The organism is Agrobacterium tumefaciens (assembly GCA_025560025.1).
Classification (GTDB): Bacteria; Pseudomonadota; Alphaproteobacteria; order Rhizobiales; family Rhizobiaceae; genus Agrobacterium.
This window is the reverse complement of the sequence record CP048485.1, coordinates 342,247-368,024: the sequence shown is the minus strand read 5'-3', so window position 1 is coordinate 368,024 and position 25,778 is coordinate 342,247. Positions and strand designations below refer to the sequence as shown.

The following is a 25,778-nucleotide window of genomic DNA, read 5'->3' as shown; positions in this document are numbered from 1 at the left end:
TTCTTAAACTCTGAGAGAGGCCTTCATCTGCGGGATTTCCCGGCAAACGTCAACTGTCGGACAGATGCGAAAACGCTTTCAAAAGCGTGGGCAGCGCATAATCTGCTGCGGCGCACAATGCGGGGTGGTTCACCTGCCGGCGATTATACATCAGAGGTTTTCCATCGAGACCCACCAGACGGCCGCCGGCCCTTTCGAGGATCAGGTCGGCGGCGGCGAGATCCCACTCGTGCGAGTTGGCCTTGACCAGCGTTCCGTCGATACGGCCATCGGCCACCATGGCCAGCCGATAGGCAAGCGAGGGTACGTGCGGAATGCGCTTGACGCTGCGCCGTACCTCTTCCGGCAGATGCGTGACCACGTCTTCCGGTGCAGCCAGATGGAAGATGCCGACATTCTTAAGCGCGGCAGAAATGGGCTCGCCATTCTTCAGCGCCTCACCACCGTCCAGTGCCGTGAATTCCTCGGCAAGCGCGGGTGCGACGAGGACCGCAACCACCGGCCGCCCTTCATGCACCACCGCGACGCTGACGCACCAGGTGTCCCGGCCGCCGATGAAGGCGCGGGTGCCGTCGATAGGATCGACCACGAAGACGGTGGAGCGGGAAAGGCGGTCCGTATCGTCATCCGTCTCTTCGGAAAGCCAGCCATAATCCGGCCGGGCGGAGCGCAAGATGGTTTCGAGGATTTCATTGGCGGCGTAGTCGGCCGCGCTGACCGGCGAAAGCCCGCCATTCTTCCACCAGACCTCGGGATCCTTGCGGAAGAAACCGAGGGCCGTCTCGCCCGCCTTGCGGGCGGCTTCGAGGACCAGCCTCAGATCGGAGGCCCAGCGGGCCTCAGCCATATCGTTCATTTTGCCGTCTTTTCCGCGCGCCTCACACGGCGCGCCTGTTTTTCTCTTCGCACTTGCACACAAAGTGCCGGCGAAAACAACCCGCAGGCCGTCTCACTTGCCCGCGATCGTCATGCCTTCAATGGCAAGCGTCGGGGCCGCGACGCCGTATTTGCGGTCGATATCGTTAGCCGGCGTGACCCGCATGAACATGTCCTTCAGGTTCGAGGCGATGGTGACCTCGGAAACGGCGAAGGTCTTTTCGCCGTTCTCGATCCAGAAACCGCTGGCGCCGCAGCTATATTCACCCGTAATCATATTGGCACCGTGGCCGATCAGCTCGGTGACGTAAAAGCCGGTTCCGACCTGTCTCAGCAGATCCTCCGGCGAGAGATCGCCCGGCTCCAGCGCCAGATTGGTGGAGGCCGGCGAAACCGCCGTGCCGCCGCGCACGCCGCGACCGTTGGTTTCAAGGCCAAGTTCCCGCGCCGCCGAGGTGGACAGGAACCAGTGCTTCAGCACACCGTCCTCGATCATCGTCATCTTCTCGCCGCGCACGCCCTCGCCATCGAAGGGACGCGAGGATGGGCCGCGCACAATCTGCGGATCGTCGGTGAGATAAAGGCCCTTTTTCAGAACCTGCTGACCCATTTTATCGCGCAGGAAGCTGGTCTTGCGAGCAACCGACGCGCCGTTGATAGCGCCGGCAATCGCACCGACAAAGCCGCGGGCGATGCGCGGATCGAAAACCACAGTGATATTGCTACCGGTATCGACCTGGCGCGGACCGACGCGCCGCACGACTTTTTCACCGGCGCGGCGGCCGATTTCTTCAGCGGCATCGAGATCGGCATAATAAAGACGGCTGTCGAAATCGTAGTCACGCTCCATCTTCGTGCCTTCGCCGGCAATGACGCTGACGGAACGGCTGAAGCGGCTGCCCATATAGCTGCCGGAAAAACCGTGGGATGTGGCAAGGACGAGGCCGCCCATGCCGCTCGATGCGCCGGCGCCCGAGGAATTGCTGACGCCCTTGATCGCAAGTGCTGCCTCTTCCGAGGCAAGGGCTGTCTCGCGCAGCTGATCGGCCGACACTTCCGTCGCATCGAAAAGCTCGAGATCGTCATAGGAAGTGGCCAACCGTTCCTTGTCCGCAAGGCAGGCAAAGGGGTCTTCCGGCGAAACCTTCGCCATGGCCACCGCCCGTTCCGCCAAGGTCTTCAGGTCGAAGCCCGGATTGGCGGAAACGCTCGCCACCCGGCGGCCAACGAAGACGCGCAGGGAAAAATCGTCGCTTTCGGAGGATTCGGTGCTTTCCACCTTGCCGAGCCGCACGCCGACCGATTGCGAGCGGGAGCGAACGACAACGGCATCCGCCTCATCCGCACCGGCGGCACGGGCAAGATCGACAAGCTGGCTGGCGCGATCGAGAAGTTTGGAAGAATCTATTTCTGAGGACATGAGTTGGCCTTTCATTCCTGTTCCATTTATTGTGCCAGGAACCCCGCATCAAGGGCGAAACGCCGCTTTCTCCATTCGGACGGTATTGTCGCCACCCTATTCGAAAGTCCGCCCGCATGACCGAGCACGACGCTCTCTTTTCCGAACCCCTGCTGCTTCTGGCCGGCGCGGTCATCGCGGCCTCGGTTTTCCGCAAGCTCGGGCTTGGCACCGTGCTGGGCTATCTTGTGGCGGGCATCATCATCGGGCCGTTCCTACATCTGGTCACGGATGCGAAGGACATCTTCAACGTCTCGGAACTGGGCGTGGTTTTCCTGCTCTTCATCATCGGGCTGGAACTGAAACCATCGCGCATATGGCAGATGCGGCGCGACATTCTGGGGCTCGGACTGGCGCAGGTGCTGGTGACGGGCAGCGTGCTGGCCGCCATCGCCTGGTGGGCGGGGTTGATCGATGCACGCGGCAGTCTCGTCGCCGGTTTCGGCCTTGCGCTTTCCTCCACCGCCTTTGCGCTGCAAATCCTTGCCGATGACGGCGACATGAACACCCGGCACGGCAATCGCTCCTTTTCGATCCTGCTGTTTCAGGATCTCGCCATCGTGCCGCTTCTTGCCCTCGTCACCATTCTTTCGAACCGCCCGGACGTGCCGACGGATTCAATGTCCTACGATCTCCTCGCTTCGATCATCGCGGTGGCGGGCATGGTGCTGGCGGGGCGTTACCTGCTGACACCGATGTTCCAGATCATTGCCCGCACGGGCGCGCGCGAAGTGATGATCGCCGCCGCGCTCTTCGTGGTCATCGGTGCGGCCGCCATAATGGAAGCTGTCGGGCTTTCGATGGGCATGGGCGCATTGCTGGCGGGGCTGATGCTGTCGGAATCCTCCTACCGGCATGAGCTGGAAGCGGATATCGAGCCGTTCCGCGGGTTGTTTCTGGCGCTGTTCTTCATGGCCGTCGGCATGTCGCTGCATGTCAATATCGTCTATGAGCACATTCTTCTCATACTGATCGCCGTGCCGGCGATGATGGCGGTGAAGGCGGGCCTGATTTACGTTCTGTGCCGCATTGCCGGTTCGTCGCGTTATGCGTCCAGCCGCATCGCGCTGCTTCTGGCGCAGGGCGGCGAATTCGGTTTCGTGCTTTTCACCACGGCCGCCGCCTCGGGGCTGTTCCCGCAGGCGACCGCCTCGATCCTCGTTGCCGTGGTCACGCTTTCCATGGCGCTGACGCCGCTTCTGGCGGTGATTTCACGCCGGCTGACGGCGGAGGATGCGGAGGAGGACAAGCTGGAAGAGGATTTCGACGGCGCGGGTGCGGATGTGCTGATGATCGGCTTTTCCCGCTTCGGCCAGATAGCCTCGCAGATCCTTCTCGCCGGCGGGCGCGACGTCACCGTCATCGACAGCTCCGCCGACCGCGTGCGCCAGGCCGCCCGTTTCGGCTTCCGCATCTTTTTCGGCGATGGCACCCGCAAGGACGTGCTGATCGCCGCTGGAATAGAACGGGCCGATCTCGTTGCCGTCTGCACCCACAAGAAAGAGGTCACCGACCGTATCATCGATATGATCCAGTCGGAATTTCCAAGCGTGCGCATCTATGTCCGCTCCTATGACCGCGTGCATTCGCTCGACCTCAGGAAAAAGGGCGTGGAATACGAGATCCGTGAGACGCTGGAATCGGGCTTGCTGTTCGGCAGGCGCATTCTGGAAGGGCTGGATATGGATGGCGAAAGGGCGCTGGCGATTGCCGACGATATTCGCGAACGCGACGAGGAGCGGTTGCAGCTACAGGCCGTGGAAGGCCTCGCCGCCGGCCGGCAGATGCTGCACAACAAGCCGGTGCGCGAGGTGAAGCCGGAGCCGCTGATGAAGCCGAAGAACAAGGCGGAGAAGCGGGAAGAAGAAGAGGAAGACGGGGAAACGGAAGTCTCGTTGTAGGTGACGAGGCAGGCATTAGCGCAGGGAGCACGCTGCTTGTTTCTTCTCCCCGCCGGGGAGAAGGTGGCCCGAAGGGTCGGATGAGGGGGTAAGCTCTCCGTATATCGCTACCGTCGCCCCCTCATCCCGCTGCCGCGGACTTCTCCCCGGCGGGGAGAAGAAGCGAGCGGCACCCGCTCGCTCGATAGTGAATATTCAGGGAGTACCGCTCAAGCCTCCACGCCCTGCCCGCGATGAAACAGTTCCACCTGCATGTCGATCTGCCGTTTCAGATCGTCCTTGATGCCGGCCGATGCGTTCAGCACCTCCTCGGACTTCAGGAAATCCAGCACGCCGAAACGGTGCACCGGCGGGCGCAGGAAGATGTGCGGCGGACGTAACCTCAGTTTCAGGGCAATCGCCGCCTGCATCATCAGCTGGCTGGCGCCGAACAGGCTGTCCAGCCGGTTCGGCATGGTGGTGCCGTCGCCTTCGGGACCGCCGACCACATCAACGCCGATGACGATATCGGCCTGGTCCAGCAGATGCTCGTAGGGCACGGGATTGAAGATGCCGCCATCGATCATGATGCGACCATCGATACGAACAGGCATGAACAGGGCCGGAATGGCGGCAGACGCGGCCAGCGCCTGGATGATCTCGCCGCTCTCCACCACAACCTCGGTCTGGGCATAATAATCGGTGGTTATCACCTTGAGCGGGATGGCGAGTTCGGAAAAGTCCTTCGGCAAAGCTTGCGGCATCAAAGCGTGCAGAATGAGTTCGAGATTGAATTGCCCGAGACGAAAACCGTCCACCGCATGGCGCATCGATGCCGGGCCGAGGCTCCAGAGCCGGTTGGCCACCGAACCCTTCCGCCCCATGAGTTCGAGCGTATATTCACGGATTTCCCGGCCCGTCATGCCGGCCGCCATGCCTGAACCGATGATGGAACCGATCGATGAGCCTGATAGCGCCACCGGCCGGATACCGAGTTCGTCCAGCGCCTCGATGACGTTGATGTGGCAGATGCCGCGCGCACCGCCGCCGCCGAGCGCCACGCCGAATGTCGGCTCCTGGCCACCCGTGCCGCCGCCTTCGAGAACATCTTCTCCGGCGCGGACGATCGTGACGCTCTCGTTTACACCCTGCTCCATGCGAATACCCAAAACTCTTTCCCCGCACAGGTCCTGTCTGCCGGCATAGCCTATCGCGATACTGCCTGACAGTATCGGTCGACAGGACACAGGCTCTGCCTATTCGGCAAACAAGACAAGACCGTGGCGTGACGGGAAGGTGTTCCCGTCAGGGCTCGTAACGGTAGAAATGCATTTTCGTGTCGCCGAAGATACGGCTTTCAAGCAGCTTGAACGCTGGATCGACATTGACCGCAACATCACCGCGCTCTTCCAGAATGGCAAGCGCGCCGGGTGTGAGCCAGCCGCCGCCATGTGCTGCCGCGAACGCCTTTTCCCCATGGCCATGGCCATAGGGTGGATCGGCAAACAGAAGATCGAAAGGCTCGATATTGTTGACACCGCCAAGCTTGGTGGCGTCACGCCGCAGGATGCGGGCGCGGCCATGCAGGCCGAGCGCATCGATATTTTCCCAGAGCAGCCCCCTGCCCTCAACGCCGTTTTCGACGAAGAGCGCCACGCGACAGCCGCGCGAAAGAGCCTCCAGCCCGACCGCACCGGTTCCGGCGAAAACGTCCAGAACGCGCGTACCGTCAAGACTTTCCGGATAGGCGTGGCTCAGGATATTGAAGAGGCTTTCCCGCGTCCTGTCGATGGTCGGACGAATGGAATTCGATTTCGGCGCGGCCAGTGTCCGGCCGCGGAACTCACCGCCTACGATCCGCATTACGTGTCATTCCCCTGCCTCCAGAAGGTTTGCCACCCGGGCCTTTGCCACCCGGCTTGCCGCCGCCGGGGCCATTGCCGCCGGGGCCTTTACCCTTACCCGAAAAACCCGAACGTTCGCCACGCTCGCCCGATTTACCGAAAGACGGCTTGCCCGATGCGGGCCTGCCACCCGGTTTGCCGCCTCTGGGCTTATCCCCGAAAGGCCGGTCGCCGCGCGGACGATCCCCTTCCTCGCGGGGCTTGTCGCGGAACGGCCGTTCGCTGAATGGCTTTTCGCCACGCGCGGTGCGATCTCCAAAGCTCTTCTCGCCGCGCGGACGGTCGCTGCGCGGGCGATCACCATCTTCACGGGGCCGGTCACGGAAAGGACGGTCGCCAAAGGGCTTGTCGCCGCGTGCCGGTCGGTCACCAAAGCTTTTTGCACCCCGTGCCGGGCGGTCGCCACGCGGGCGGTCGCCGTCTTCGCGGGGGCGATCCCGGAAAGGCCTGTCGCCAGAGGGTCGGTCGCCAAAGGATTTGCCACCGCGTCCACCGCGATCGCCAAAGCTTTTTTCGCCGCGTGCAGAACGATCACCGCGGCCCTGGCCACGGTCATCCTCACGGGTCGGCTCCGAGCGGATCCACTCGCCCTCGTCATCGGCATGACGCACGACGCTGCGGCGCGCTTCTGCCTGGGCGGACGGCTTTTTGAACAGGCTTTCGGCTTCCGCGCGGGCGGAAGACTTGCGTTCCTTGCCATCACGGGTCGGCTTTGCGCCGGGCGCCATCCAGACATTGGCCGTCCGGCTGGTGCCGGCGGGCTGGCGGGGGCTGCGGCGCTCTTCGCCATCATCCTCATTGCGGCCCTTGGCGCCGAATTTCCCGGCGGGCTTGGAGCCGAACTTGCCGGCAGGCTTGTCACCGCGCTTGGTATCAAGACGGCCGAGCGCCTTTTCGCGACGGTCTTCCGGTCTGCCAGAGGATTTTTCGAAACGAGACTTGCCTTCCGGCGCGTCGCCCTTGGCCCATTCGGGCTTGGCGCGCTTGGCCGGGGCCTCTTCCTCATCGTCGACGGATGTATTGTAGATCGGCGCGTCGAAATTGGCGCCTGCCTCTTCGATCAGACGCGGTCCGAGCTGATCGCGCAGCATGCGGCCGCGCACTTCAAGCACCTTGCCTTCGGCAAGATCGCCGAGCTGGAACGGACCGTAGGAGATACGGATCAGGCGGTTGACCTCAAGGCCGAGCGCGCCTAGCACATTCTTGATCTCGCGGTTCTTGCCTTCGCGCAGACCCATGGTGATCCAGACATTGTGGCCCTGGGTACGGTCGAGCGTGGCATCGATTGCGCCGTAGAGCACGCCGTCGACGGCGATGCCGTCCTTCAGCTTGTCGAGTGCGGCCTGATCGACCTCACCATGGGCGCGCACGCGGTAGCGGCGCAGCCAGCCGGTGGTCGGCAGTTCCAGCACACGGGACAGGCCGCCATCATTGGTGAGCAGCAGCAGGCCTTCGGTATTGATATCGAGGCGGCCGATGGAGAGCACGCGCGGCAGTTCGCCCGGCAGATTGTCGAAAACCGTCGGTCGGCCTTCCGGGTCGGAATTGGTCGTCACCAGACCGGCGGGCTTGTGGTAAAGCCACAGGCGCGTGCGCTCGGCACCGCGAATCGGCATGCCGTCCACTTCGATCTTGTCCGAAAGCGTGGCGTTCACGACCGGGCTATCCAGCTTGACGCCGTTTAGCGACACGCGGCCTTCCATGATCATTCGTTCCACATCGCGGCGCGACGCGACACCGGCGCGGGCCATGATCTTGGAAATGCGTTCGGGCTTGGTGCCGACCACGGCTTCGGGCGCCGGGGCTGCCTTTGCTTCGGCCGGTTTCTTCTCACGCTCCGAGGCCGGCTTGCCGGGGCCTTTCGGCTTCTTGTCGCGGCTAAATGTCTTGCCGCCGTCACGCTTCGGCTTGTCTTTAAAAGTCATTTGCTGTTTGCCTGTTGTTTGGGCTGTCCTATCAGGTCCAAGCACAAGGGTTAAGAGGAAATTGAAACACAATGGCCGAAAGGACGCATTTCATGGAACTGGCGCTGGCGGAAGCCCGCGCTGCCGGCGAACGCCAGGAGGTTCCTATCGGCGCGGTACTGGTTCTGGATGGCCGCGTCATTGCCCGTTCCGGCAATCGCACCCGTGAATTGAACGATGTGACGGCGCATGCCGAAATCGCCGTCATCCGCATGGCCTGCGAGGCGCTGGGGCAGGAACGGCTGCCCGGCGCCGATCTCTATGTAACCCTTGAGCCCTGCACCATGTGCGCGGCGGCGATCTCATTCGCCCGTATCCGCCGCCTTTATTACGGCGCGGAAGACCCCAAAGGAGGCGCGGTGCATAGTGGTGTGCGCTTCTTCAGCCAGCCGACATGCCACCATGCTCCGGATGTTTATTCGGGGCTGGCGGAAAGCGAAAGTGCGGAAATCCTGCGGCAATTTTTCCGCGAGAAACGTCTCGACGATTGAGCGGCCGACGGGAAAAACCTTTCCCGCAGGCCACCATCAGCCCGTCATTTTATCAGAAGGGGTTCCACCAGCTCTTGCCGGTGTTGGCGACAGCCGCTTCTTTCTTGCGGCGCTTTTCCTTCTTCTGCTCCGGCTCACCGAGGTCGGTCAGCTGATCCTGCGGAACGCTGCGATATTCGGCTGGCGGATCGGTAAGGAACCGACGCTGGGCGTTGACGACGGAGCCGCCCTGGGCTTCGGCCTTCGCCTTGCGGAAGGCTTCCCATTTCTGGCTTTCGGTCATCTGGCCGGCAGTGCCGTTACCGGCAAGCAGCGGCGAGCGGTAATGCGGGTTGTTCTTGTTGGCATCCGCCTCGTCGCGAAGACGTTCGCGGGTCTCTTCCGGCGATTCAACCCATTGCGGGTTGTTTTCGCGGTTCGCCATATTCTGCTGCGGCGCGGCCAATTGTTCGGCACGGGACTGGGCAGGAACGACAAGACCGGGGCGCGGGCTGTATTTCAGGTTGCGCTTGCTCTGGTCACCGGTGATCGAGGTTGCGTTGCCGAGATCGTCGACAAGCTGTTCCGCCGCCGTCTTGCCCGTACCGTAGGTCGGGCTCGTGCAAGCGCCCAGCAGCACGCCTATGGCCGTGATGCCTGCAACCGTGCGAAACATGCCCAAACCCTGCGCATTACCCTGCATCGTCTTCATTGAAACCCTTCCAGCCGTCCGTCCCACTTCGCCAGACATCGTCTTTCAGCAGGCGGCAGCCCGCATTGCCGTGCAAATCCGGCCATTTTCAGGCAGGTGTACCGGATGAAGACGCAAAGCGCAATTCATCCGGCCATTTTCCTTATCCGCGTGCGGCAAGCTCCCGCAAGGCGGCCGCATCGCGGGCCGAAACCTCCGGATAGTCCGGGTCGGAACCGACATCGGTGGTGATGCGCCAGGAACGGGCGCATTTTGCACCTTCCGCCAGCTTCTGCTCGACCACGACCTTTGCAACTTCCGGCAGGCGGAAGCCATCGGCCGGGCCTTCATCACCCACCACCGAAATGGCCGAAGTGATGCAGATTTCGGCGAAATCCTGCCCGTTCAACGCCGCCAGCAGGTCGGCATCGGCAATATGCACGACAGGGGCCGCTTCGAGCGAGGAGCCGATGCGCTTTTCGCGGCGCTCGACTTCCAGCGCGCCCGTCACGACGGTGCGAACCTTGCGGATCTTCTCCCACTTCGCTTCCAGCGCATCGTTCTTCCACTCCGCCGGGATTTCCGGGAACTGGACAAGATGCACCGATTCCGCATCCGGATAACGCGAAAGCCACGCTTCTTCCGTCGTGAAGGGCAGCATGGGCGCGAGCCACGAGACGAGGCAATCGAACAGCTTTGCGATGACCGACAGCGACGCCCGGCGCTTCAGCGACGACGGCGCGTCGCAATAAAGCGTGTCCTTGCGGATGTCGAAATAGAAGGCCGAAAGCTCGACATTGGCGAAATCCACCAGCGCACGGGCGATCTTCTTGAACTCGAAGCCGTCATAACCTTCGCGCACAACCTTATCCAGATCGGACAGGCGGTGCAGCACCAGCTTTTCCAGCTCCGGCAGATCGTCATAGGCGATCTCCTCGCCTTCATAATGGGCAAGGGTGCCGAGCATCCAGCGGATGGTGTTGCGCAGCTTGCGATAGGCATCGACATTGGTCTGGATGATGGCCTTGCCGAGGCGCTGGTCTTCCCAATAATCCGTGGTCATGACCCACAGGCGCAGGATATCCGCGCCGGCGTCCTTCATGACTTCCTGCGGCGAGACGACGTTGCCCTTGGACTTCGACATCTTTTCGCCCTTCTCATCCATGGTGAAACCATGGGTGACAACGGCGTTATAGGGCGCGCGGCCACGCGTCGCGCAGCTTTCGAGCAGCGACGAATGGAACCAGCCGCGATGCTGGTCGGAACCCTCAAGATAGACATCCGCCGGCCACTTCATGTCCGGGCGGTCTTCCAGCGTGAAGGTGTGGGTGCAGCCGCTGTCGAACCATACGTCGAGGATATCCATGACCTGCAGCCAACGGGCATGGTCGTGGTCATTGCCGAGGAAACGCTCCTTGGCGCCTTCGGCGAACCAGGCGTCAGCGCCTTCGGCCTCGAAGGCCTCGAGGATGCGGGCGTTGACGGCCTCATCGATCAGGACTTCGCCCTTCTCATCGGCGAAGACGGCAATCGGCACGCCCCAGCTGCGCTGGCGCGACAGAACCCAGTCGGGCCGGCCTTCGATCATGGCGCGCAGGCGGTTCTGGCCGGAGGCCGGAACGAAGCGGGTGTCGTCGATGGCGCTCAGCGAGCGCGAACGCAGCGTCGTGCCATCGCCCAGTTCCTTGTCCATATAGACGAACCATTGCGGCGTGTTGCGGAAGATGACCGGCTTCTTGGAGCGCCAGCTATGCGGATAGCTGTGCTTCAGACGGCCACGGGCAAACAGGTTGTTTTCCGCGATCAGCGCCTTGATGACGCGGTCATTGGCATCGCCCTTCTTGCCGTTGTCGTCCATGACGCGGGCAGCGCCGCCCTCGGCCGACGGGCCGAAACCGGGGGCGTCTTCGGTGTAGAAACCGTCATCGCCAACCGGGAACGGGATGGCCGACGAAACGCCGCGCGCTTCCAGCTCACGCTGATGCGCGGTCCAGACGTCAAAGTCCTCACGGCCATGGCTCGGCGCGGTGTGCACGAAGCCCGTACCGGCATCGTCGGTGACGTGATCGCCTTCGAGAAGTGGAACCGGGAAATCGTAACCGAGCGACGCCAAAGGATGGGCGCAGGTGATGGCGGCCAGTTCTTCGGTTTTCACGTCGCGAACGAGCTTGAAGGTCAGCTTCGCCTTGGCTGCGGCCTCATCGGCAAGCTTCTTGGCGAAGATCAGCTTTTCGCCCGGCTGCGGACCGAAATCGTTCTGGGCGCTTTCCACTTCGTAGAGGCCATATTCGACCCGCGACGAAAACGCGATGGCGCGGTTGCCGGGAATGGTCCACGGCGTGGTCGTCCAGATGACGACGGAAGCACCAGAAAGAACAGGAGCTGCCTGCACAACCGGGAACTTCACCCAGATCATGTCGCTCTCGACATCGGCATATTCGACTTCGGCTTCCGCCAGCGCCGTGCGCTCGACCACGGACCACATGATCGGCTTGGAGCCACGATAGAGCTGGCCTGTCCGGGCGATCTTCAGCAGTTCGCCGGCGATGCGGGCTTCGGCGTGGAAGTTCATCGTCGTATAGGGGTTTTCAAAGTCGCCCTCGATGCCGAGGCGCTTGAACTCTTCCGACTGCACCTTGATCCAGCCGGCGGCGAAGTCACGGCACTCCTTACGGAATTCGTTGACCGGAACCTCGTCCTTGTTCTTGCCCTTGGCGCGATAGGCTTCCTCGATCTTCCATTCGATCGGCAGGCCATGGCAATCCCAGCCCGGCACGTAATTGGCATCGTAACCGCGCATCTGGAACGAGCGGGTGATGACGTCCTTCAGGATCTTGTTGAGCGCATGGCCGATATGGATATTGCCGTTGGCATAGGGCGGGCCGTCATGCAGCACGAATTTTTCGCGGCCGGCGGCGGAGGCGCGCAACTTCTTGTAGAGGCCCATCTCCTGCCAGCGCTTGACCGTTTCCGGTTCCTTCTGCGGCAGGCCGGCGCGCATCGGAAAATCCGTCTGCGGCAGATAGAGGGTGGCGGAATAATCGAATTTTTCTGCGGTGTCGCTCATAATCGTACCGTTGTTGCGCGCCGTGTCGGTCGCGCCGTCTCAATTTCAAACAGGGCAAATTCGGAAAGCGCCATCACAAATGCCGCGACAAGCGCCAAAATCCCGGACCTTCCGGCTCCTCAGAGCGGGCGGAAGGCCGGGCCAATAATTCGGCCAATCTGATTTTTAAACATCAACCGGTATTGGGACATGGCCGGTTGTTTATGCGGTTTTCCAGCAAAAAGGAAGAGAAAAGCGACAGTAAAATGGGCCGGAATACGGGCTCGCCAGCCCTTCCGGCTCAAAATGCGATCTTCGCATCCACTTCGCTCAGCGGCCGCACGCCTGACAGCATCGCCCTCGCCTCCTCCTCGTCGCGCCTGATCTGCGCGACCAGCGGTTCCAGACCATCGAATTTCAGCTCGTCACGCAGATGTCCGAAGAAGGACACCGAACAAACCTCGCCATAGAGATCGCCGGAAAAATCGAAGACATAGGTTTCCAGCAGCGCCGCGCCGTTTTCGGTCACCGTCGGGCGGTAGCCGAAGCTTGCGACGCCATCGCGGATCGAGCCATCGGGACGGCGGAACCGCACGGCATAGATGCCCGCCTTCAGTTCCGTCTCCGGCGCCAACGCCATGTTGGCTGTCGGATAACCCAAGGTGCGCCCCAGCTTCTGGCCGCCGATGACTTCGCTTTCCACCGTGAAGCGGTAACCCAGCAATCCGGCCGCACCCGCCACATCGCCCTCGCATAAGAGCGAGCGGATACGGCTGGAGGAAACGACATCCGCACCCTCGTCGCGGAAGGCATCCACCAGTGTCACGTCGAAGTCGTGGCGCTTGCCAGCGGCCATCAGAAAGGCCGGACCACCTTCGCGGCCCTTGCCGAAATGAAAATCAAAGCCGGTGACGACAGCGCTGGCATGGAGCCAGTCGACAAGAATGGATTGGACGAATTCCTCCGCCGAACGCTGCGAGAATTCCCGGTCGAAGGGGTATTCGATGACGGAGCGGAAACCGATGGCTTCGAGAATGCGCGCCTTCAACGGTGCGGGGGTGAGGCGAAAGACAGGCGTTTCCGGGCGGAACACAGAACGGGGATGCGGTTCAAAAGTCAGCACCAGCGCGGGAACGCCACGCGCCTCGGCCAGTTCCAGCGCGCGATCCAGAACGGCGCGGTGGCCGCGATGCACGCCATCGAAATTGCCGATCGCGATGACGCCGCCGCGAAGATTGTCCGGCAGCGGCTCCTTTTTTTCATTGCGATGAAAGACGGTCATGGCAGTCGATCCATTTTTGCGCCAGCTTAAGCCAGACGCCCTTTAAGCAAGACGGGGCATCCACCAGCCGGGAGCCGCGCCCTGCCCCTTGAGATAGGCGTTCAGAAGCGCCTCGTCCGTTTGACCGTTCAGCGTATATTCGGCGGCGTGAATGCCGCCGCTGATATAAAGAAGGTTGAGACCGCTCGCAATCGCGCCCTTCACATCCGTCGGCATGCCGTCGCCGATCGCGAGCACGCGATCCTTGGGGAAGGCGCTGCGCACTTCTTTCGCCGCCGCGAGGCAGGCTTCGTAGATCGGCATATGCGGCTTGCCGGCAATGCGGACCTCGCCGCCCAGCTGTTCATAATAGGCGGCCATGGCGCCGGCGCAGGGAATGATGCGCTCACCGCGCTCCACCACCAGATCGGGATTGGCGCAGATCATTGGCGCGCCGCGGGCGATGAAGCCCTTGAGCATTTCCGTATAATCCTCGGGCGTTTCCGTCTCGTCATCAAAGAAACCGGTGCAGACGACGGATTGCGCTTCCGCCTCGCTAACCCGCTCGACATCCAGCCCCTCCAGCAGCGGCAGATCGCGTTCCGGGCCGAGCAGGAAGACTTTTTTCGGGCCTTCCGCAATCAGGCCGCGGGTGACGTCACCGGACGTGATGATACGGTCATAGGCCTCATCCGGAACGCCGAGAACGCGAAGCTGGGCGATGACGCCGGGAGCGGGGCGCGGCGAATTGGTGATGAGCACCACCGTCTTGCCGGCCTTGCGCGCTTCGTGCAGTGCAACCGCCGCGTCCGGAAAGGCGCTGACACCATTGTGCAGCACGCCCCAGACATCCGAAAGAATAACGTCGAACCCATCAGTTATTTCGCCGAGGGTGAGAATGCGATGGGCCATGAGATGCTTTCCGGATGCGAGAAGAGGGTGTGCGTGACATCGCAAAGCGGGACGCCGATGGCAAGAAAAAAAGCGATGACAAACCTTCCGTCTGCCCGCCCGCCACCGTCCGAACATAAAACCTCGCTAGGCCCGAAAAGGCAGCGAATTGCAAATAGGCTGTGGTTTGCCGCCGCCGCTCAACACGCAGAAATTTCTGTCATGGAACGCTGATAACCATAGCGCATAAAATTTTTCCGACAGCGCGTTCTTGACTCCGGCAGAGCGCCTCCTTATCTCGGCTTCGCTGGCACTCCAACAAGGTGAGTGCTAACACCCATCACGCGAGCCTCCAAGGGTTCGTGAAGTCATTTGATCGAGGGATTAGGCAATGACAAGCACCAATTTCCGCCCGCTTCACGATCGCGTCGTCGTTCGTCGCGTTGAATCCGAAGCAAAGACCAAGGGCGGCATCATCATTCCCGATACCGCCAAGGAAAAGCCGCAGGAAGGCGAAATCGTCGCTGTTGGCTCCGGCGCGCGCGATGAGGCCGGCAAGGTCGTCGCTCTCGACGTCAAGGTTGGCGATCGCGTCCTGTTCGGCAAGTGGTCGGGCACCGAAGTCAAGCTCGACGGCGAAGACCTTCTGATCATGAAGGAAGCCGACATCATGGGCATTATCGGCTGATTTAGCCGAACCCGTCCTTCCTTAAATTTCAAGCCGGACCCTGTCCGGCCATTCGAAACCAGGAGTTTTGAAAATGGCAGCCAAAGAAGTCAAATTCGGCCGCACAGCGCGCGAAAAGATGCTCAAGGGCGTCGACATTCTCGCTGATGCAGTGAAGGTCACCCTCGGCCCGAAGGGTCGTAACGTCGTTATCGACAAGTCCTTCGGCGCACCGCGCATCACCAAGGACGGCGTTTCCGTCGCCAAGGAAATCGAACTGGAAGACAAGTTCGAGAACATGGGCGCGCAGCTCGTTCGCGAAGTCGCTTCCAAGACCAACGACATCGCCGGTGACGGCACCACCACCGCAACGGTTCTGGCCCAGGCCATCGTTCGCGAAGGTGCCAAGGCAGTTGCTGCCGGCATGAACCCGATGGACCTGAAGCGCGGTATCGATCTGGCCGTTGCCGAAGTCGTCAAGGACCTTCAGGCCAAGGCCAAGAAGATCAACACGTCTGAAGAAGTTGCGCAGGTCGGCACGATCTCTGCAAACGGCGAGCGTCAGATCGGTCTCGACATTGCTGAAGCAATGCAGCGCGTCGGCAACGAAGGCGTCATCACCGTTGAAGAAGCCAAGACCGCTGAAACCGAACTCGAAGTCGTCGAAGGCATGCAGTTCGACCGCGGCTACCTGTCGCCCTACTTCGTGACCAACCCGGAAAAGATGGTTGCGGACCTCGAAGACGCCTACATCCTTCTGCACGAAAAGAAGCTCTCGAACCTCCAGGCCATGCTGCCGGTTCTCGAAGCCGTCGTTCAGACCGGCAAGCCGCTCGTCATCATCGCTGAAGACGTCGAAGGCGAAGCTCTTGCAACGCTCGTCGTCAACAAGCTGCGTGGCGGCCTCAAGATCGCTGCCGTCAAGGCTCCTGGCTTCGGCGACCGCCGCAAGGCCATGCTGGAAGACATCGCCATCCTGACCGGTGGTACCGTCATTTCCGAAGACCTCGGCATCAAGCTCGAAAGCGTTACCCTCGACATGCTCGGCAAGTCGAAGAAGGTTTCGATCTCCAAGGAAAACACCACGATCGTTGACGGTGCCGGCCAGAAGTCGGACATCGAAGGCCGCGTTGCCCAGATCAAGGCGCAGATCGAGGAAACCACTTCTGACTACGACCGCGAAAAGCTGCAGGAACGTCTTGCCAAGCTCGCTGGTGGCGTTGCCGTGATCCGCGTTGGCGGTTCGACGGAAGTTGAAGTGAAGGAAAAGAAGGACCGCATCGACGACGCTCTCAACGCGACGCGCGCTGCCGTTCAGGAAGGCATCGTACCGGGCGGCGGCGTTGCCCTGCTGCGTTCTTCCACGAAGATCACCGCCAAGGGTGCAAACGACGACCAGGAAGCTGGCATCAACATCGTGCGCAAGGCTCTGCAGGCTCTGGTTCGCCAGATCGCAGAAAACGCTGGTGACGAAGCTTCCATCGTTGTTGGCAAGATCCTCGACAAGAACGAAGACAACTACGGCTACAACGCCCAGACCGGCGAATATGGCGACCTGATCCAGCTCGGCATCGTCGACCCGGTCAAGGTTGTTCGCACCGCTCTGCAGAACGCAGCTTCGGTTGCTTCGCTGCTGATCACCACCGAAGCCATGATCGCCGAGCTTCCGAAGAAGGAAGCTGCAATGCCGGCAATGCCGGGCGGCGGCATGGGCGGCATGGACTTCTAATCAGTCCTGTCTCTGGAATACGAAAGGGCGGTCTCCGGATCGCCCTTTTTCTTTGCCGCCCATGCTCTTTTGGCGGTCTGGCGTCGCAAGCGCGCCAGACGGGCGGCATGGACTTCCAATCAATCCTGTCACCGGAATTCAGAAAGGGCGGTCTTCGGATCGCCCTTTTTCTTTTGCCGCCCATGCCTCTTGAGTGGTCCGACGTCGCAAGCACGCCAGACGGGCGGCATGGACTTCTAATCAGTCCTGTCACCGGAATTCAGAAAGGGCGGTCTTCGGAGCAGCAAAATACTCCACCCGTGCGATAGGCTCCAAAATATTGTATCCTTTTGGGACACAAATAGCCTTAGCCGGCTTGTTTTTGGAAGTGCATGCAATAATAGGACACCGCTAAGGGCGAATCACAATCGCAGACGAGGCCGAGTTTCGCCCTCACCAGCCTATAAATTCGACACATAGTTGTCTTTTTTCATATATTTCGCGATTGCGATGAAGGAATACATAATATTTTTGATTTTCTCTCTGACTGGTTGTTGTGGGTAAGAGAAAATAAACTATAAGTCAGCCCCCGTAAGGGTGCCGCGACGGGACGCAAGCATTGAAGGGGTTCGATGCCTGGCTAAAAGTTTCGACTGCGGGTGGCGGTGGAAGTTCAACTTGGCAGTGACGCTTGAAATTGCGTCGCTGGTACGATGTTCATGCGGGGGCGCGATTTGTTCGAAATCTCAAGACGCAACGATGCTCTGCCTGCGGCCGTGACGACCACGCCCGATCCCAGAACCCTGTCCAATTTCTTCATTTCGGAAGAGTGGAGCAGCGATCTTTCAAGCGGCGTCATCCGGCTTGGCGAACAGGCCTCCTTCATGCACGGCCTGCCCCCCGGTGAGTGCGGTCTGCTCAGCCTTGTCCGCTGCTACGATCGCAGCGACCATGCCCGCGTGCTGGAACTTTTCGAGCAGGCCTCCACTGCGCCTTCACGATTCTGCTTTTCCACCAACCTCTTCATCCTTCCGACAATGCGCCAGCCCGTTATCTGCATGGGTGAATCCGCCGGTTTTGAAGACGATAGGCAGGGGCGGATTTCCGGGCTTTTCCTGTTTCCGCGTTTTGAAGATATTCGCTTCGCCGCCTGAATAACCTGCCGAAGGCTCGCCATCGTTCACAAAATGACGACAAATCGTCTTCTCTTGTTCATCTTTATGGACGGGTGATTTTCCGCCATTGATATCTCCAGACATCGCCCTGCAGCTTAACCGGCGACACGCCGATCAATTACCGGAGATTTCCATGTCCAGCAGCCAGAACGTTCTCGTTCTCATCGCCCGCATTCTGCTTTCCTTCATCTTCATCACGTCGGGCTTCGGCAAGCTCGCCGATCCGGCCGGCACGGCCGGCATGATCACGGGCGCCGGCCTGCCCGCCGCAACCGCGCTTGCCTATATTGCAGGCCTGTTCGAACTCGTTGCCGGCCTTGCCATTCTCGCTGGTTTCCAGACCAAAATCGCTGCCTGGGCGCTTGCCGTCTTCTGCGTCTTCACCGGTCTGGTGTTCCACAGCGGCACCGTTGCCGTTCCCGGCTGGCCTGAGCCGGCTCTTGGCTGGATCAACACGCTGAACGGCATCATGATGGTGAAGAACATCACCCTTGCCGGCGCCTACATCCTGCTTGCCGCCTTCGGCCCCGGCGCCTACTCCGTCGACGCAAGACGCGGCGCAGCTGTGGCCCACGCATAAGCCAAATGGATCGACCAATAAAAAAGCCGCCGGATCGCTCCGGCGGCTTTTTGTTTTACGTCGTCAAACCGCAGCCCTGATGCGCGAGGCGATCTCCTGAACCGCCGCATCGCCTTCGTGCTCCGGCTTGCGGGCACGCACAAAGCAGGCTTCCGAACGGACGATGATGCCGTCAGAGAGAATTTTCAGGTGGTTGGCCTTCAGCGTCGAGCCGGTCGAGGTGATATCAACGATGATATCCGCCTGCCCCGCCGCCGGTGCACCTTCGGTCGCGCCAAGGCTTTCGACGATGCGATAAAGCTGAATGCCGTGCTGGCGCGAAAAGAACTGCTGAGTCAGCCGCCAATATTTGGTGGCGATGGCGAGCCTGCGGCCATGACGGGCGCGGAATTCCGAAGCGACATCGCCGAGATCAGCCATGCTGTCCACATCCAGCCAGATTTCAGGCACGGCGACCACGACGTCCGCATGGCCGAAACCCAGGCGGGCGCAGAACTCCACCTGCGCATCGGCATTGGTTAGTCCCTCGCGCACAAGGTCCTCTCCCGTCACGCCGAAATCCACGGTGCCGGCGCCGATTTCGCGGGCGATCTCGGAGGCGGAGAGATAGGCGATCTCGATATCGTCGCGCCCTTCGATGCGGCCGCGATAGGAGCGGTCATTGCCGACGGCCGCGACCTTCAGCCCGGCGCGTTCCAGAACGGCGGAGGCGTCTTCCTTCATCCGGCCCTTGGAGGGCAATGCGATGGTGATCATGGCTTGTCGCTCCCGCGCACCGTTTCGATGCGATCCAGCCAGAGCGAGAAGCCCACGGCCGGGATTTTTTCCTGTGCGCCGAGCAGGGTCAGCAGCCGGTCGAAACGGCCGCCACCGGCCAGCACGCTGTCGTCGCCCGCTTCCACCACCTCGAAAACGAGACCGGTATAATAATCGAGCGGACGACCGAAGGCCGCGCCATAGGTGACGGTTTCGAGATCGACGCCGGCATTGGCAAGAGCTGCGACGCGTTTATCGAAAGCGGACAGCGCGCCATCCAGTTTCAGCTTCGCCTTTGCGGCAAAATCGGCCAGAACCTGCGAGGCCTGCGGCAGAGGCGCCTTCAGGGCCAGGAACTGCTTGAGCAGCGCAAAGCTTTCATCCGGCAGGCGCGTGGCGGCAAGCGCCAGTTTTTCCCGCAGGCGGCGGGCGATTTCCTGCGGTGAACGGCTGGCATTGGTGGAATAGCCGGTCTCCTGCATCACCGTATCGAGATAATCGACCAGCACCGCCTCGTCGCCCGTCGCCAGCAGGCCAGCGACGCGGGCATCGAGGCCGGTCATCGGCTTGGGATGCACAAGGCTTTCCAGCAACGCGTCAAGCTGCGCCATATCGCCGAATGCCTGCACCAGCCGCTTCTGCCAGCCGAGCGGCAGGCCAAGGGCGGCAACCACCGCCTCGAACACCTGCTGGTCACCCAGCGTGACCGCAAGCGAGCGGCCCGGCAGAAGACGCTGCAGAATGCCTGTCGCATCGATGACGGCACGAGCATCGGCGGCGGCGATATCGGTATCGCCGAGATCCTCGATGCCGGCCTGATAAAACTCGTTCGCGCCCTCGCGGCGCTGGCGGAAGACTTCGCCGAGATAGGAATAACGCTTCGGCGTGCCGGTCGCCGTTTCGATATGGCGCAGGCAGACCGGGATGGTGAATTCGGGGCGTAGACACAGGCTCTCGCCCGTTTCGCTTTCCGTCATGAAGATACGGCGGCGCAAATCCTCGCCGGCCATATCCAGAAAGGGTTCGGCGGGCTGGATGACGGGCGTGTTCACGCGGCTCGTGCGGCGCGCGGCGAATTCTTCCAGTAGCTCTCCGGAAAATTCCGGCATGTCGATCAGGGGCATGGAACGGTACTTTTCGTCACGGTTCGAGCGGCTGCATCATTTCGATGCGGTTTCCGAAGGGATCATGGACATAAAACCGGTGATACCCTTCAAGCGGCTCATCCTCAACCACATGGCAGCCTGCTGTTTCAAGTGTTTTTCGCAAGGTTGCCATATCATCGACCAGAAAGGCCGGATGGGCTTTCTTCGCCGGGCGGAAATCCTGCTCGACGCCGAGATGCAGTTTTATCGAACCCCGACTGAACCAGCACCCGCCGCGTCCGGCCAGATTGGCGGGTTTGACCTGCTCCGCAAAGCCGAGCAGGCCGCCATAGAAAGAGCGCGCCTCATCCTCACGGCCCGCCGGCATCGCCAGTTGAACATGGTCGAGCGCGAGGATCGCCATGGCCTTAACGCCCTTCGGCGGCGCGGCGAACGTCCTCTGCCTGATGCTCCAGAATCTCGCGGACCTTCGCCACCAGATCCGCCTCCAGTACGGTGACCTGCGCCACGCGCGCCTCGCGCCAGCTGGCATTGTCCTCGATCTCGCCGGAGAGACGCTTGCCTTCGATCAGATCCTTGATCTGCACCACACCTTCGGCGCGCTCATCACCACCCTGAATGATGGCGATGGGGGAACCGAGGCGATCGGCATATTTCAGCTGGTTGCCGAATTTCTTCCAGTTGCCCTGATACATTTCCGCGCGGATGCCCTCGGCGCGCAGCGCCTGCGTGAATGTCTGGTAACGGCCCATGCTTTGCACATCACCGTCCATCACGGTGATAAGAACAGGCGCGAGCGGCTTTACCTGACCGAGCTTGCCGAGGTTCTTCAGCGCCGTCATCAGGCGCGAAACGCCGATGGAGAAGCCTGTGGCCGGAACCGGCTGGCCCATGAAGCGCGAAACGAGGCCGTCATAACGCCCGCCGCCGCCGACAGAGCCGAATACGACCTTTTCACCCTTTTCATTGGTGACGTCGAAACTCAGCTCGGCCTCATAGACAGGGCCGGTATAATATTCGAGGCCGCGAACGACCGAGGGGTCGATCTTGATGCGCGTCGCATCGTAACCGGCACTGGTGACCAGAGCGCCGATGATGTTCAGCTCCTCAACGCCTTCCTCGCCTTTCGAGGTGCCCGCGACCAGTTTCGCCAGATCATCGGCGCTTGCCGCATAATCCTTGATACCGACGAAAAACAGCACCTTTTCGATCTGTTCCTCGCCAAGACCAGCGCCCTTGGTGAAATCGCCGGATTCATCCTTGCGGCCGGGACCGAGCAGCAGCTTCACACCTTCGGGACCGAACTTGTCGAGCTTGTCGATGGCGCGCAGTACGTTGAGGCGACGACCGGCATTGTCTTCGCCGCCGAGGCCGATGGCTTCCATGACGCCATCGAGCACCTTGCGATTGTTGACGCGGATGACATAGTCGCCGCGCTGAATTCCGAGCGCTTCCAGCGTATCGGCCATCATCATGCACATTTCGGCATCGGCCTGCACACCGGCGGCGCCCACCGTATCGGCATCGAACTGCATGAACTGCCGGAAACGACCGGGGCCGGGCTTTTCATTGCGGAAGACATAACCGGCGCGGTAGGTGCGGTATGGCAGCTGGATTTCGTTGAAATTTTCCGCGACATGGCGGGCGAGCGGCGCGGTCAGATCGTAGCGCAGGCTCATCCATTGGTCGTCATCGTCCTGCAGCGAAAACACGCCTTCGTTCGGACGGTCGCTATCGGGCAGGAACTTGCCGAGCGCATCGGTATATTCGAACAGCGGGGTTTCCACCGGATCGAAGCCATAAAGCTCGTAGACCCTGCGGATCTTCTCGATCATCTCATTGGTGGCATGAATATCGGCAACCGAGCGATCCACGAAGCCGCGCGGCAGGCGGGCTTTCAGTTTCTGAGGCTTTTTTGCTTTTTCGCTCATGGGGCTGGTCCGATATTTTCCTGAAATCAAGCCGGTGTATTAGAGGATGAAGCCCGGTGCGGCAAGCCGCAAAGGCTCCGGTTTTACTGGCCGCTGCGGCCAAGCGGTGCTATATGGGATGCATGTATCCCAATTCGGATCGGGAAGGACGCGACCCATGAGCAAACAGACGGCCATACGCCTGCCTGATGAGACCTATGAGCGGCTGAAAGCGCTGTCCGAGCGCACCGGCCGCACATCCGCCTATTACATCCGCGAGGCGATCGAGAAACATATCGAGGATATGGAAGATCTCTATCTTGCGGAGGAGGCGACGCGGCGCATTCAGCGTGGAGAATCGAAGGTTGTAAGCGCCGAGGAGTTCTGGCGTGATCTGGACAATTGAATAGCACACGCTTGTCCAGAAAGAGATGCGCAAGATAAATCCGGAAACGCGCCAGCGAATCCGGAATTTTCTGCATGAACGATTGGCGGCACTGGATGACCCACGCCAGACCGGCGCTGCCCTGCAAGGCTCCGAGCTTGGAAATTTCTGGCGCTACCGGGTGGGCGATTACCGCATCATCTGCGATATACAGGATCACAAGCTCGTCGTGCTGGTGGTCGAAATCGGCCATCGCCGTGAAATCTACCGTTAGGCATTCATGATCCTCGAAGCCCTGCAATATGCCGCCACACGCGCGGTCACGCCGAAAGAATTCCGGCCTCATATACGCTATTCCGTCAACCTCTGGGCGCGCGCCAACCGCTGCGCCAAAGCCTGGGCGGAGCATGAAAACAACAGCCGGCAATTCGTGCTGCAATCGGCCAGAAAGCTGAAGCAGCGGCGAACGGCCGTCGTGCTGGGATCGGGCCTGTTGCGCGATGTGCCCTATGATGCGCTGGTGGCGATGTTCGATACCGTCGTGCTGGTCGATCTGGTGCATCTTGCCAGCGTGCAGGCGAAGCTGCGCCTCAATGCCAAAAAGAATGTCCGCATCGCCAACCGCGATCTTTCCGGTTTTGACGATGTTCTTGCCGGCCGACCGGCCGAACCGCTCGATTTCCTGCGGCGGGTGCCCTATCTTGATCTCGTGGTATCGGCCAATCTCCTGTCACAGATCGGCACCGGCGCACGCCACCGTCTGGAGCGGGAAAAGATCGCAGATGCCCCGGACGATCTTCTGCCGAAGATCATTCACACCCATCTGGAAGCGCTGGCTGGCCTGCCCTGCAAGGCTTGCCTGATAACGGACACGTCCTTCAACGTCATCGGCAAAGACGGCAACCTGCACCAGCATGAAGACCTGCTGCATGGCATCGAGCTTCCTGCCCCTGCCGCCGCATGGGAATGGCCGCTTGCCCCGTTTGGCGAGGAAAGCAGGGATTATCGTATCGTGCATCACGTCATTGCGCGTGAACTGACCTGATGGCCATGCTTATTCCATAATTCCAGCGGTAAATTCACGCCATGTCCCAGGTGGTCCGTACATTGATGTTCCTTGCCTGCCTGCTATACGGCGCAATGCCGGCGCAGATGGCGATGAGCATGCCGATGGCCATGGGCATGGCAGCGTCCTCGCAGATGCCGATCAAACATGACGATGCCCATTCGCATCGAGCCGCGGATCGGGACCAAGGGTCTCGGGCGCATGCGGAGAACGGAGCTCATGGAGCGGGCGGTTGCTGCCCGCATGGTGACGATGCCGCACATCCCGGTTCCTGCGCCGCCTGCCTGATCGTGGTTCCGCGAACGATCTTCGCCGATAGCGGCCGGGTGACATTCGCCTATCCGAAGCCGCAGCGCGGCATCGTCTTTGACGGCAAGGCTTTCGCGCCGCCGCTGCCGCCTCCCCGCGCCTGACCCCAGATTTTTTCAGACCCATCTTCGAAAAATCCGTCAGACACAGGAAGGATAATCCATGTCTATCAAGACCATCACGCTCGCCGCCGCTTTCGCAGCCGTCTTCACCATTCCGCTTTTCGCACAGGAAGCGGGCGGCCATGCCGGACATGACATGTCAAAAGGCACCATGAGCGACAGCGCGTCCACCAAGGCGTTCATGGAAGCCAGCAAGAAGATGCATGGCGATATGGCCATCGATTATAGCGGCGATGCGGATGTCGATTTCGTGCGCGGCATGATCCCGCACCATCAGGGCGCAATCGATATGGCCAAGGTCCAGCTCGAATACGGCAAGGACCCGGAAATCCGCAAGCTGGCCGAAGAGGTCATCAAGGCGCAGGAAGGCGAGATCGCCATGATGAAGGCCTGGCTGAAGTCGAAGGGCAAGTGATTGATGCTGACGAATGGGGAACGCCGGTCGCGGCGCTCCCCTTTTCTTCTCCCCGCCGGGGAGAAGGTGGCCCGAAGGGTCGGATGAGGGGGCAAGCTCTCGGTCTATCTCTACCGTCGCCCCCTCATCCCGCTGCTGCGGACTTCTCCCCCCTCGGGGAGAAGAAACAAGCGGCGGCCTTCCCACGCCAACAGTGCCACTCGCCACTCTGCTACAACCCCGCGAGACCGGCCTTGTAATCCTCCGAGGCCGCACGGCTGAGGCGCTCCAGCTCCCTGGCCGCCCGGCTGGTGTGGCGCTCCTTGTGGCGCAGCAAAGCGAAGTTTCTGGCAGGCAGATCGATGCCGGCTCGGACCAGCAGCCCCTGCCGCAGAAACAGCGAGGCGACGGAAGCGGAAACTGCCGTGGCCGCACCGCCGGAGCGTGCCGCCATCACCACCGCCTCGTTGGACGGCAGTTCGAGCATGACCGAAAGCTCGCCGGGGTCCACACCCATCTGCCGCACCGCCGCCTCGAAGGCGGAGCGGGTGCCAGAGCCCTGTTCGCGCAGGACCCATGAGGTGCCGTAGAGCATATCGAGCGCGGTGAGATAACGGCCATCCGCGAAAGGATGCGCCGAACCGGTGACGACCAGCAGCTTGTCGGACACGACGGGCTGCACCATCAAAGCCGGCTCATCGATCCTGCCTTCGATGAAACCGACCTCGGCCAGACCGTCAAGCACGGCCTGCGTCACCGTTTTCGTATTACCGATATCGAGTTTCAGCGTGACGCCCGGATAAAGCTTCTTGAACTGCATCAGGATCGGCGGCAGCCAGTAGCTTGCAATCGTCTGGCTGGCGCAGACGGTAATTTCGCCGCGCGTCAGCCCGCCCATTTCGGAGAGAATCAATTCCGCATTGCGCACACGCGCCAATGTCGCCTTCGCTTCGCCCAGAAACACCCGGCCGCTTTCGGTCAGCTCGATGTTGCGGCCGACCCGATGAAAAAGCTCGACGTTGTAAAAGGCCTCGAGATTCTTGATGGCGGAACTGACGGCGGAGGCGGTCAGACCGATGGCTTCGGCGGCCCTTGTGAGGTGCTCGCGTTCGGCAACGGCGATGAAAATGCGGAGCTGTTCGAAGGTCATGGCTTTTC

25 protein-coding genes are annotated in these 25,778 nt (G+C 61.1%); 11 read left to right on the top strand and 14 right to left on the bottom strand.

Features of this window, described 5'->3' with window-relative positions; genetic code table 11:
* Window positions 1-49 precede the first annotated feature (49 nt).
* On the bottom strand, window positions 50-856 hold the full coding sequence (locus FY152_01765) for a 3'(2'),5'-bisphosphate nucleotidase CysQ (protein ID UXS30877.1): 807 nt from the start codon (window positions 854-856) through the stop codon (window positions 50-52).
* A gap of 93 nt (window positions 857-949) precedes the next feature.
* A complete protein-coding gene (locus FY152_01760) occupies window positions 950-2,296 on the bottom strand; it encodes a TldD/PmbA family protein (protein ID UXS30876.1) in 1,347 nt (448 codons plus the stop codon).
* A gap of 116 nt (window positions 2,297-2,412) precedes the next feature.
* Between FY152_01760 and FY152_01755 the strand changes: the two genes are divergently transcribed.
* The gene (locus FY152_01755) at window positions 2,413-4,236 is read left to right on the top strand and encodes a potassium transporter TrkA (GenBank protein ID UXS30875.1); all 1,824 of its coding nucleotides are present in this window, start codon (window positions 2,413-2,415) and stop codon (window positions 4,234-4,236) included.
* A gap of 209 nt (window positions 4,237-4,445) precedes the next feature.
* On the opposite strand, the gene FY152_01750 is transcribed toward FY152_01755, so the two are convergent.
* The 3 genes from FY152_01750 to FY152_01740 form a co-directional block, all read right to left on the bottom strand.
* Window positions 4,446-5,372 carry a patatin-like phospholipase family protein gene (locus FY152_01750; protein UXS33179.1) on the bottom strand — a complete coding sequence of 309 codons (927 nt, stop codon included), beginning with the start codon at window positions 5,370-5,372 and terminating at the stop codon, window positions 4,446-4,448.
* A 148-nt stretch (window positions 5,373-5,520) separates the two neighbouring features.
* Entirely contained in the window at window positions 5,521-6,078 is a 558-nt protein-coding gene (rsmD, locus tag FY152_01745) for a 16S rRNA (guanine(966)-N(2))-methyltransferase RsmD (protein UXS30874.1), read from the bottom strand.
* Window positions 6,059-8,044: a pseudouridine synthase gene (locus FY152_01740; GenBank protein ID UXS30873.1), complete on the bottom strand. Its 1,986-nt coding sequence runs from the start codon at window positions 8,042-8,044 to the stop codon at window positions 6,059-6,061. The genes rsmD and FY152_01740 overlap by 20 nt, the downstream gene beginning before the upstream one ends.
* A 71-nt stretch (window positions 8,045-8,115) precedes the next feature.
* On the opposite strand from FY152_01740, the gene FY152_01735 reads away from it, so the two are divergent.
* Complete coding sequence (locus FY152_01735) at window positions 8,116-8,574, top strand: nucleoside deaminase (protein ID UXS30872.1); 459 nt, start codon at window positions 8,116-8,118, stop codon at window positions 8,572-8,574.
* A gap of 52 nt (window positions 8,575-8,626) precedes the next feature.
* On the opposite strand, the gene FY152_01730 is transcribed toward FY152_01735, so the two are convergent.
* The 4 genes from FY152_01730 to FY152_01715 form a co-directional block, all read right to left on the bottom strand.
* Window positions 8,627-9,265 (bottom strand): hypothetical protein, encoded by a 639-nt coding sequence (locus FY152_01730; protein ID UXS30871.1) that lies wholly within the window; start codon window positions 9,263-9,265, stop codon window positions 8,627-8,629.
* 142 nt (window positions 9,266-9,407) lie between these two features.
* Entirely contained in the window at window positions 9,408-12,311 is a 2,904-nt protein-coding gene (locus tag FY152_01725; protein UXS30870.1) for an isoleucine--tRNA ligase, read from the bottom strand.
* 280 nt (window positions 12,312-12,591) lie between these two features.
* Window positions 12,592-13,572, bottom strand: a complete 981-nt coding sequence (locus FY152_01720) for a bifunctional riboflavin kinase/FAD synthetase (protein ID UXS30869.1) — start codon at window positions 13,570-13,572, stop codon at window positions 12,592-12,594.
* Window positions 13,573-13,614: 42 nt separating this feature from the next.
* Window positions 13,615-14,463, bottom strand: coding sequence for a TIGR01459 family HAD-type hydrolase (locus FY152_01715; GenBank protein UXS30868.1), 849 nt, complete (start codon window positions 14,461-14,463; stop codon window positions 13,615-13,617).
* Window positions 14,464-14,833: 370 nt separating this feature from the next.
* On the opposite strand from FY152_01715, the gene FY152_01710 reads away from it, so the two are divergent.
* The 4 genes from FY152_01710 (at window position 14,834) to FY152_01695 (ending at window position 18,572) form a co-directional block, all read left to right on the top strand.
* Entirely contained in the window at window positions 14,834-15,130 is a 297-nt protein-coding gene (locus tag FY152_01710; protein UXS30867.1) for a co-chaperone GroES, read from the top strand.
* A gap of 73 nt (window positions 15,131-15,203) precedes the next feature.
* Complete coding sequence (gene groL, locus FY152_01705) at window positions 15,204-16,838, top strand: chaperonin GroEL (GenBank protein UXS30866.1); 1,635 nt, start codon at window positions 15,204-15,206, stop codon at window positions 16,836-16,838.
* Window positions 16,839-17,536: 698 nt separating this feature from the next.
* Window positions 17,537-17,971: a hypothetical protein gene (locus FY152_01700; GenBank protein UXS30865.1), complete on the top strand. Its 435-nt coding sequence runs from the start codon at window positions 17,537-17,539 to the stop codon at window positions 17,969-17,971.
* A gap of 154 nt (window positions 17,972-18,125) precedes the next feature.
* On the top strand, window positions 18,126-18,572 hold the full coding sequence (locus FY152_01695) for a DoxX family protein (protein ID UXS30864.1): 447 nt from the start codon (window positions 18,126-18,128) through the stop codon (window positions 18,570-18,572).
* 63 nt (window positions 18,573-18,635) lie between these two features.
* On the opposite strand, the gene FY152_01690 is transcribed toward FY152_01695, so the two are convergent.
* From FY152_01690 to FY152_01675, 4 genes are read right to left on the bottom strand one after another with little or no spacing between them, the layout of a single operon-like run.
* Entirely contained in the window at window positions 18,636-19,328 is a 693-nt protein-coding gene (locus FY152_01690; GenBank protein UXS30863.1) for an ATP phosphoribosyltransferase catalytic subunit HisG, read from the bottom strand.
* Window positions 19,325-20,452 (bottom strand): ATP phosphoribosyltransferase regulatory subunit, encoded by a 1,128-nt coding sequence (locus FY152_01685; GenBank protein ID UXS30862.1) that lies wholly within the window; start codon window positions 20,450-20,452, stop codon window positions 19,325-19,327. Before FY152_01685 ends, FY152_01690 begins: the two co-directional genes overlap by 4 nt.
* A 16-nt stretch (window positions 20,453-20,468) precedes the next feature.
* Window positions 20,469-20,837 (bottom strand): glyoxalase, encoded by a 369-nt coding sequence (locus FY152_01680; protein ID UXS30861.1) that lies wholly within the window; start codon window positions 20,835-20,837, stop codon window positions 20,469-20,471.
* A 4-nt stretch (window positions 20,838-20,841) separates the two neighbouring features.
* Window positions 20,842-22,365, bottom strand: a complete 1,524-nt coding sequence (locus tag FY152_01675; GenBank protein ID UXS30860.1) for a histidine--tRNA ligase — start codon at window positions 22,363-22,365, stop codon at window positions 20,842-20,844.
* Between the two features lie 157 nt (window positions 22,366-22,522).
* On the opposite strand from FY152_01675, the gene FY152_01670 reads away from it, so the two are divergent.
* From FY152_01670 to FY152_01650, 5 genes are all read left to right on the top strand, one after another.
* Complete coding sequence (locus FY152_01670) at window positions 22,523-22,750, top strand: ribbon-helix-helix protein, CopG family (GenBank protein ID UXS30859.1); 228 nt, start codon at window positions 22,523-22,525, stop codon at window positions 22,748-22,750.
* A gap of 25 nt (window positions 22,751-22,775) precedes the next feature.
* Window positions 22,776-23,003 carry a type II toxin-antitoxin system RelE/ParE family toxin gene (locus FY152_01665; protein UXS30858.1) on the top strand — a complete coding sequence of 76 codons (228 nt, stop codon included), beginning with the start codon at window positions 22,776-22,778 and terminating at the stop codon, window positions 23,001-23,003.
* 6 nt (window positions 23,004-23,009) lie between these two features.
* Window positions 23,010-23,774: a hypothetical protein gene (locus FY152_01660; protein ID UXS30857.1), complete on the top strand. Its 765-nt coding sequence runs from the start codon at window positions 23,010-23,012 to the stop codon at window positions 23,772-23,774.
* A 65-nt stretch (window positions 23,775-23,839) separates the two neighbouring features.
* Window positions 23,840-24,208 (top strand): hypothetical protein, encoded by a 369-nt coding sequence (locus tag FY152_01655; protein UXS33178.1) that lies wholly within the window; start codon window positions 23,840-23,842, stop codon window positions 24,206-24,208.
* Window positions 24,209-24,266: 58 nt separating this feature from the next.
* On the top strand, window positions 24,267-24,641 hold the full coding sequence (locus tag FY152_01650) for a DUF305 domain-containing protein (GenBank protein UXS30856.1): 375 nt from the start codon (window positions 24,267-24,269) through the stop codon (window positions 24,639-24,641).
* Between the two features lie 211 nt (window positions 24,642-24,852).
* Here FY152_01650 and FY152_01645 read toward each other — a convergent pair whose 3' ends face one another.
* Window positions 24,853-25,770: a LysR family transcriptional regulator gene (locus FY152_01645; protein UXS30855.1), complete on the bottom strand. Its 918-nt coding sequence runs from the start codon at window positions 25,768-25,770 to the stop codon at window positions 24,853-24,855.
* Window positions 25,771-25,778 lie beyond the last annotated feature (8 nt).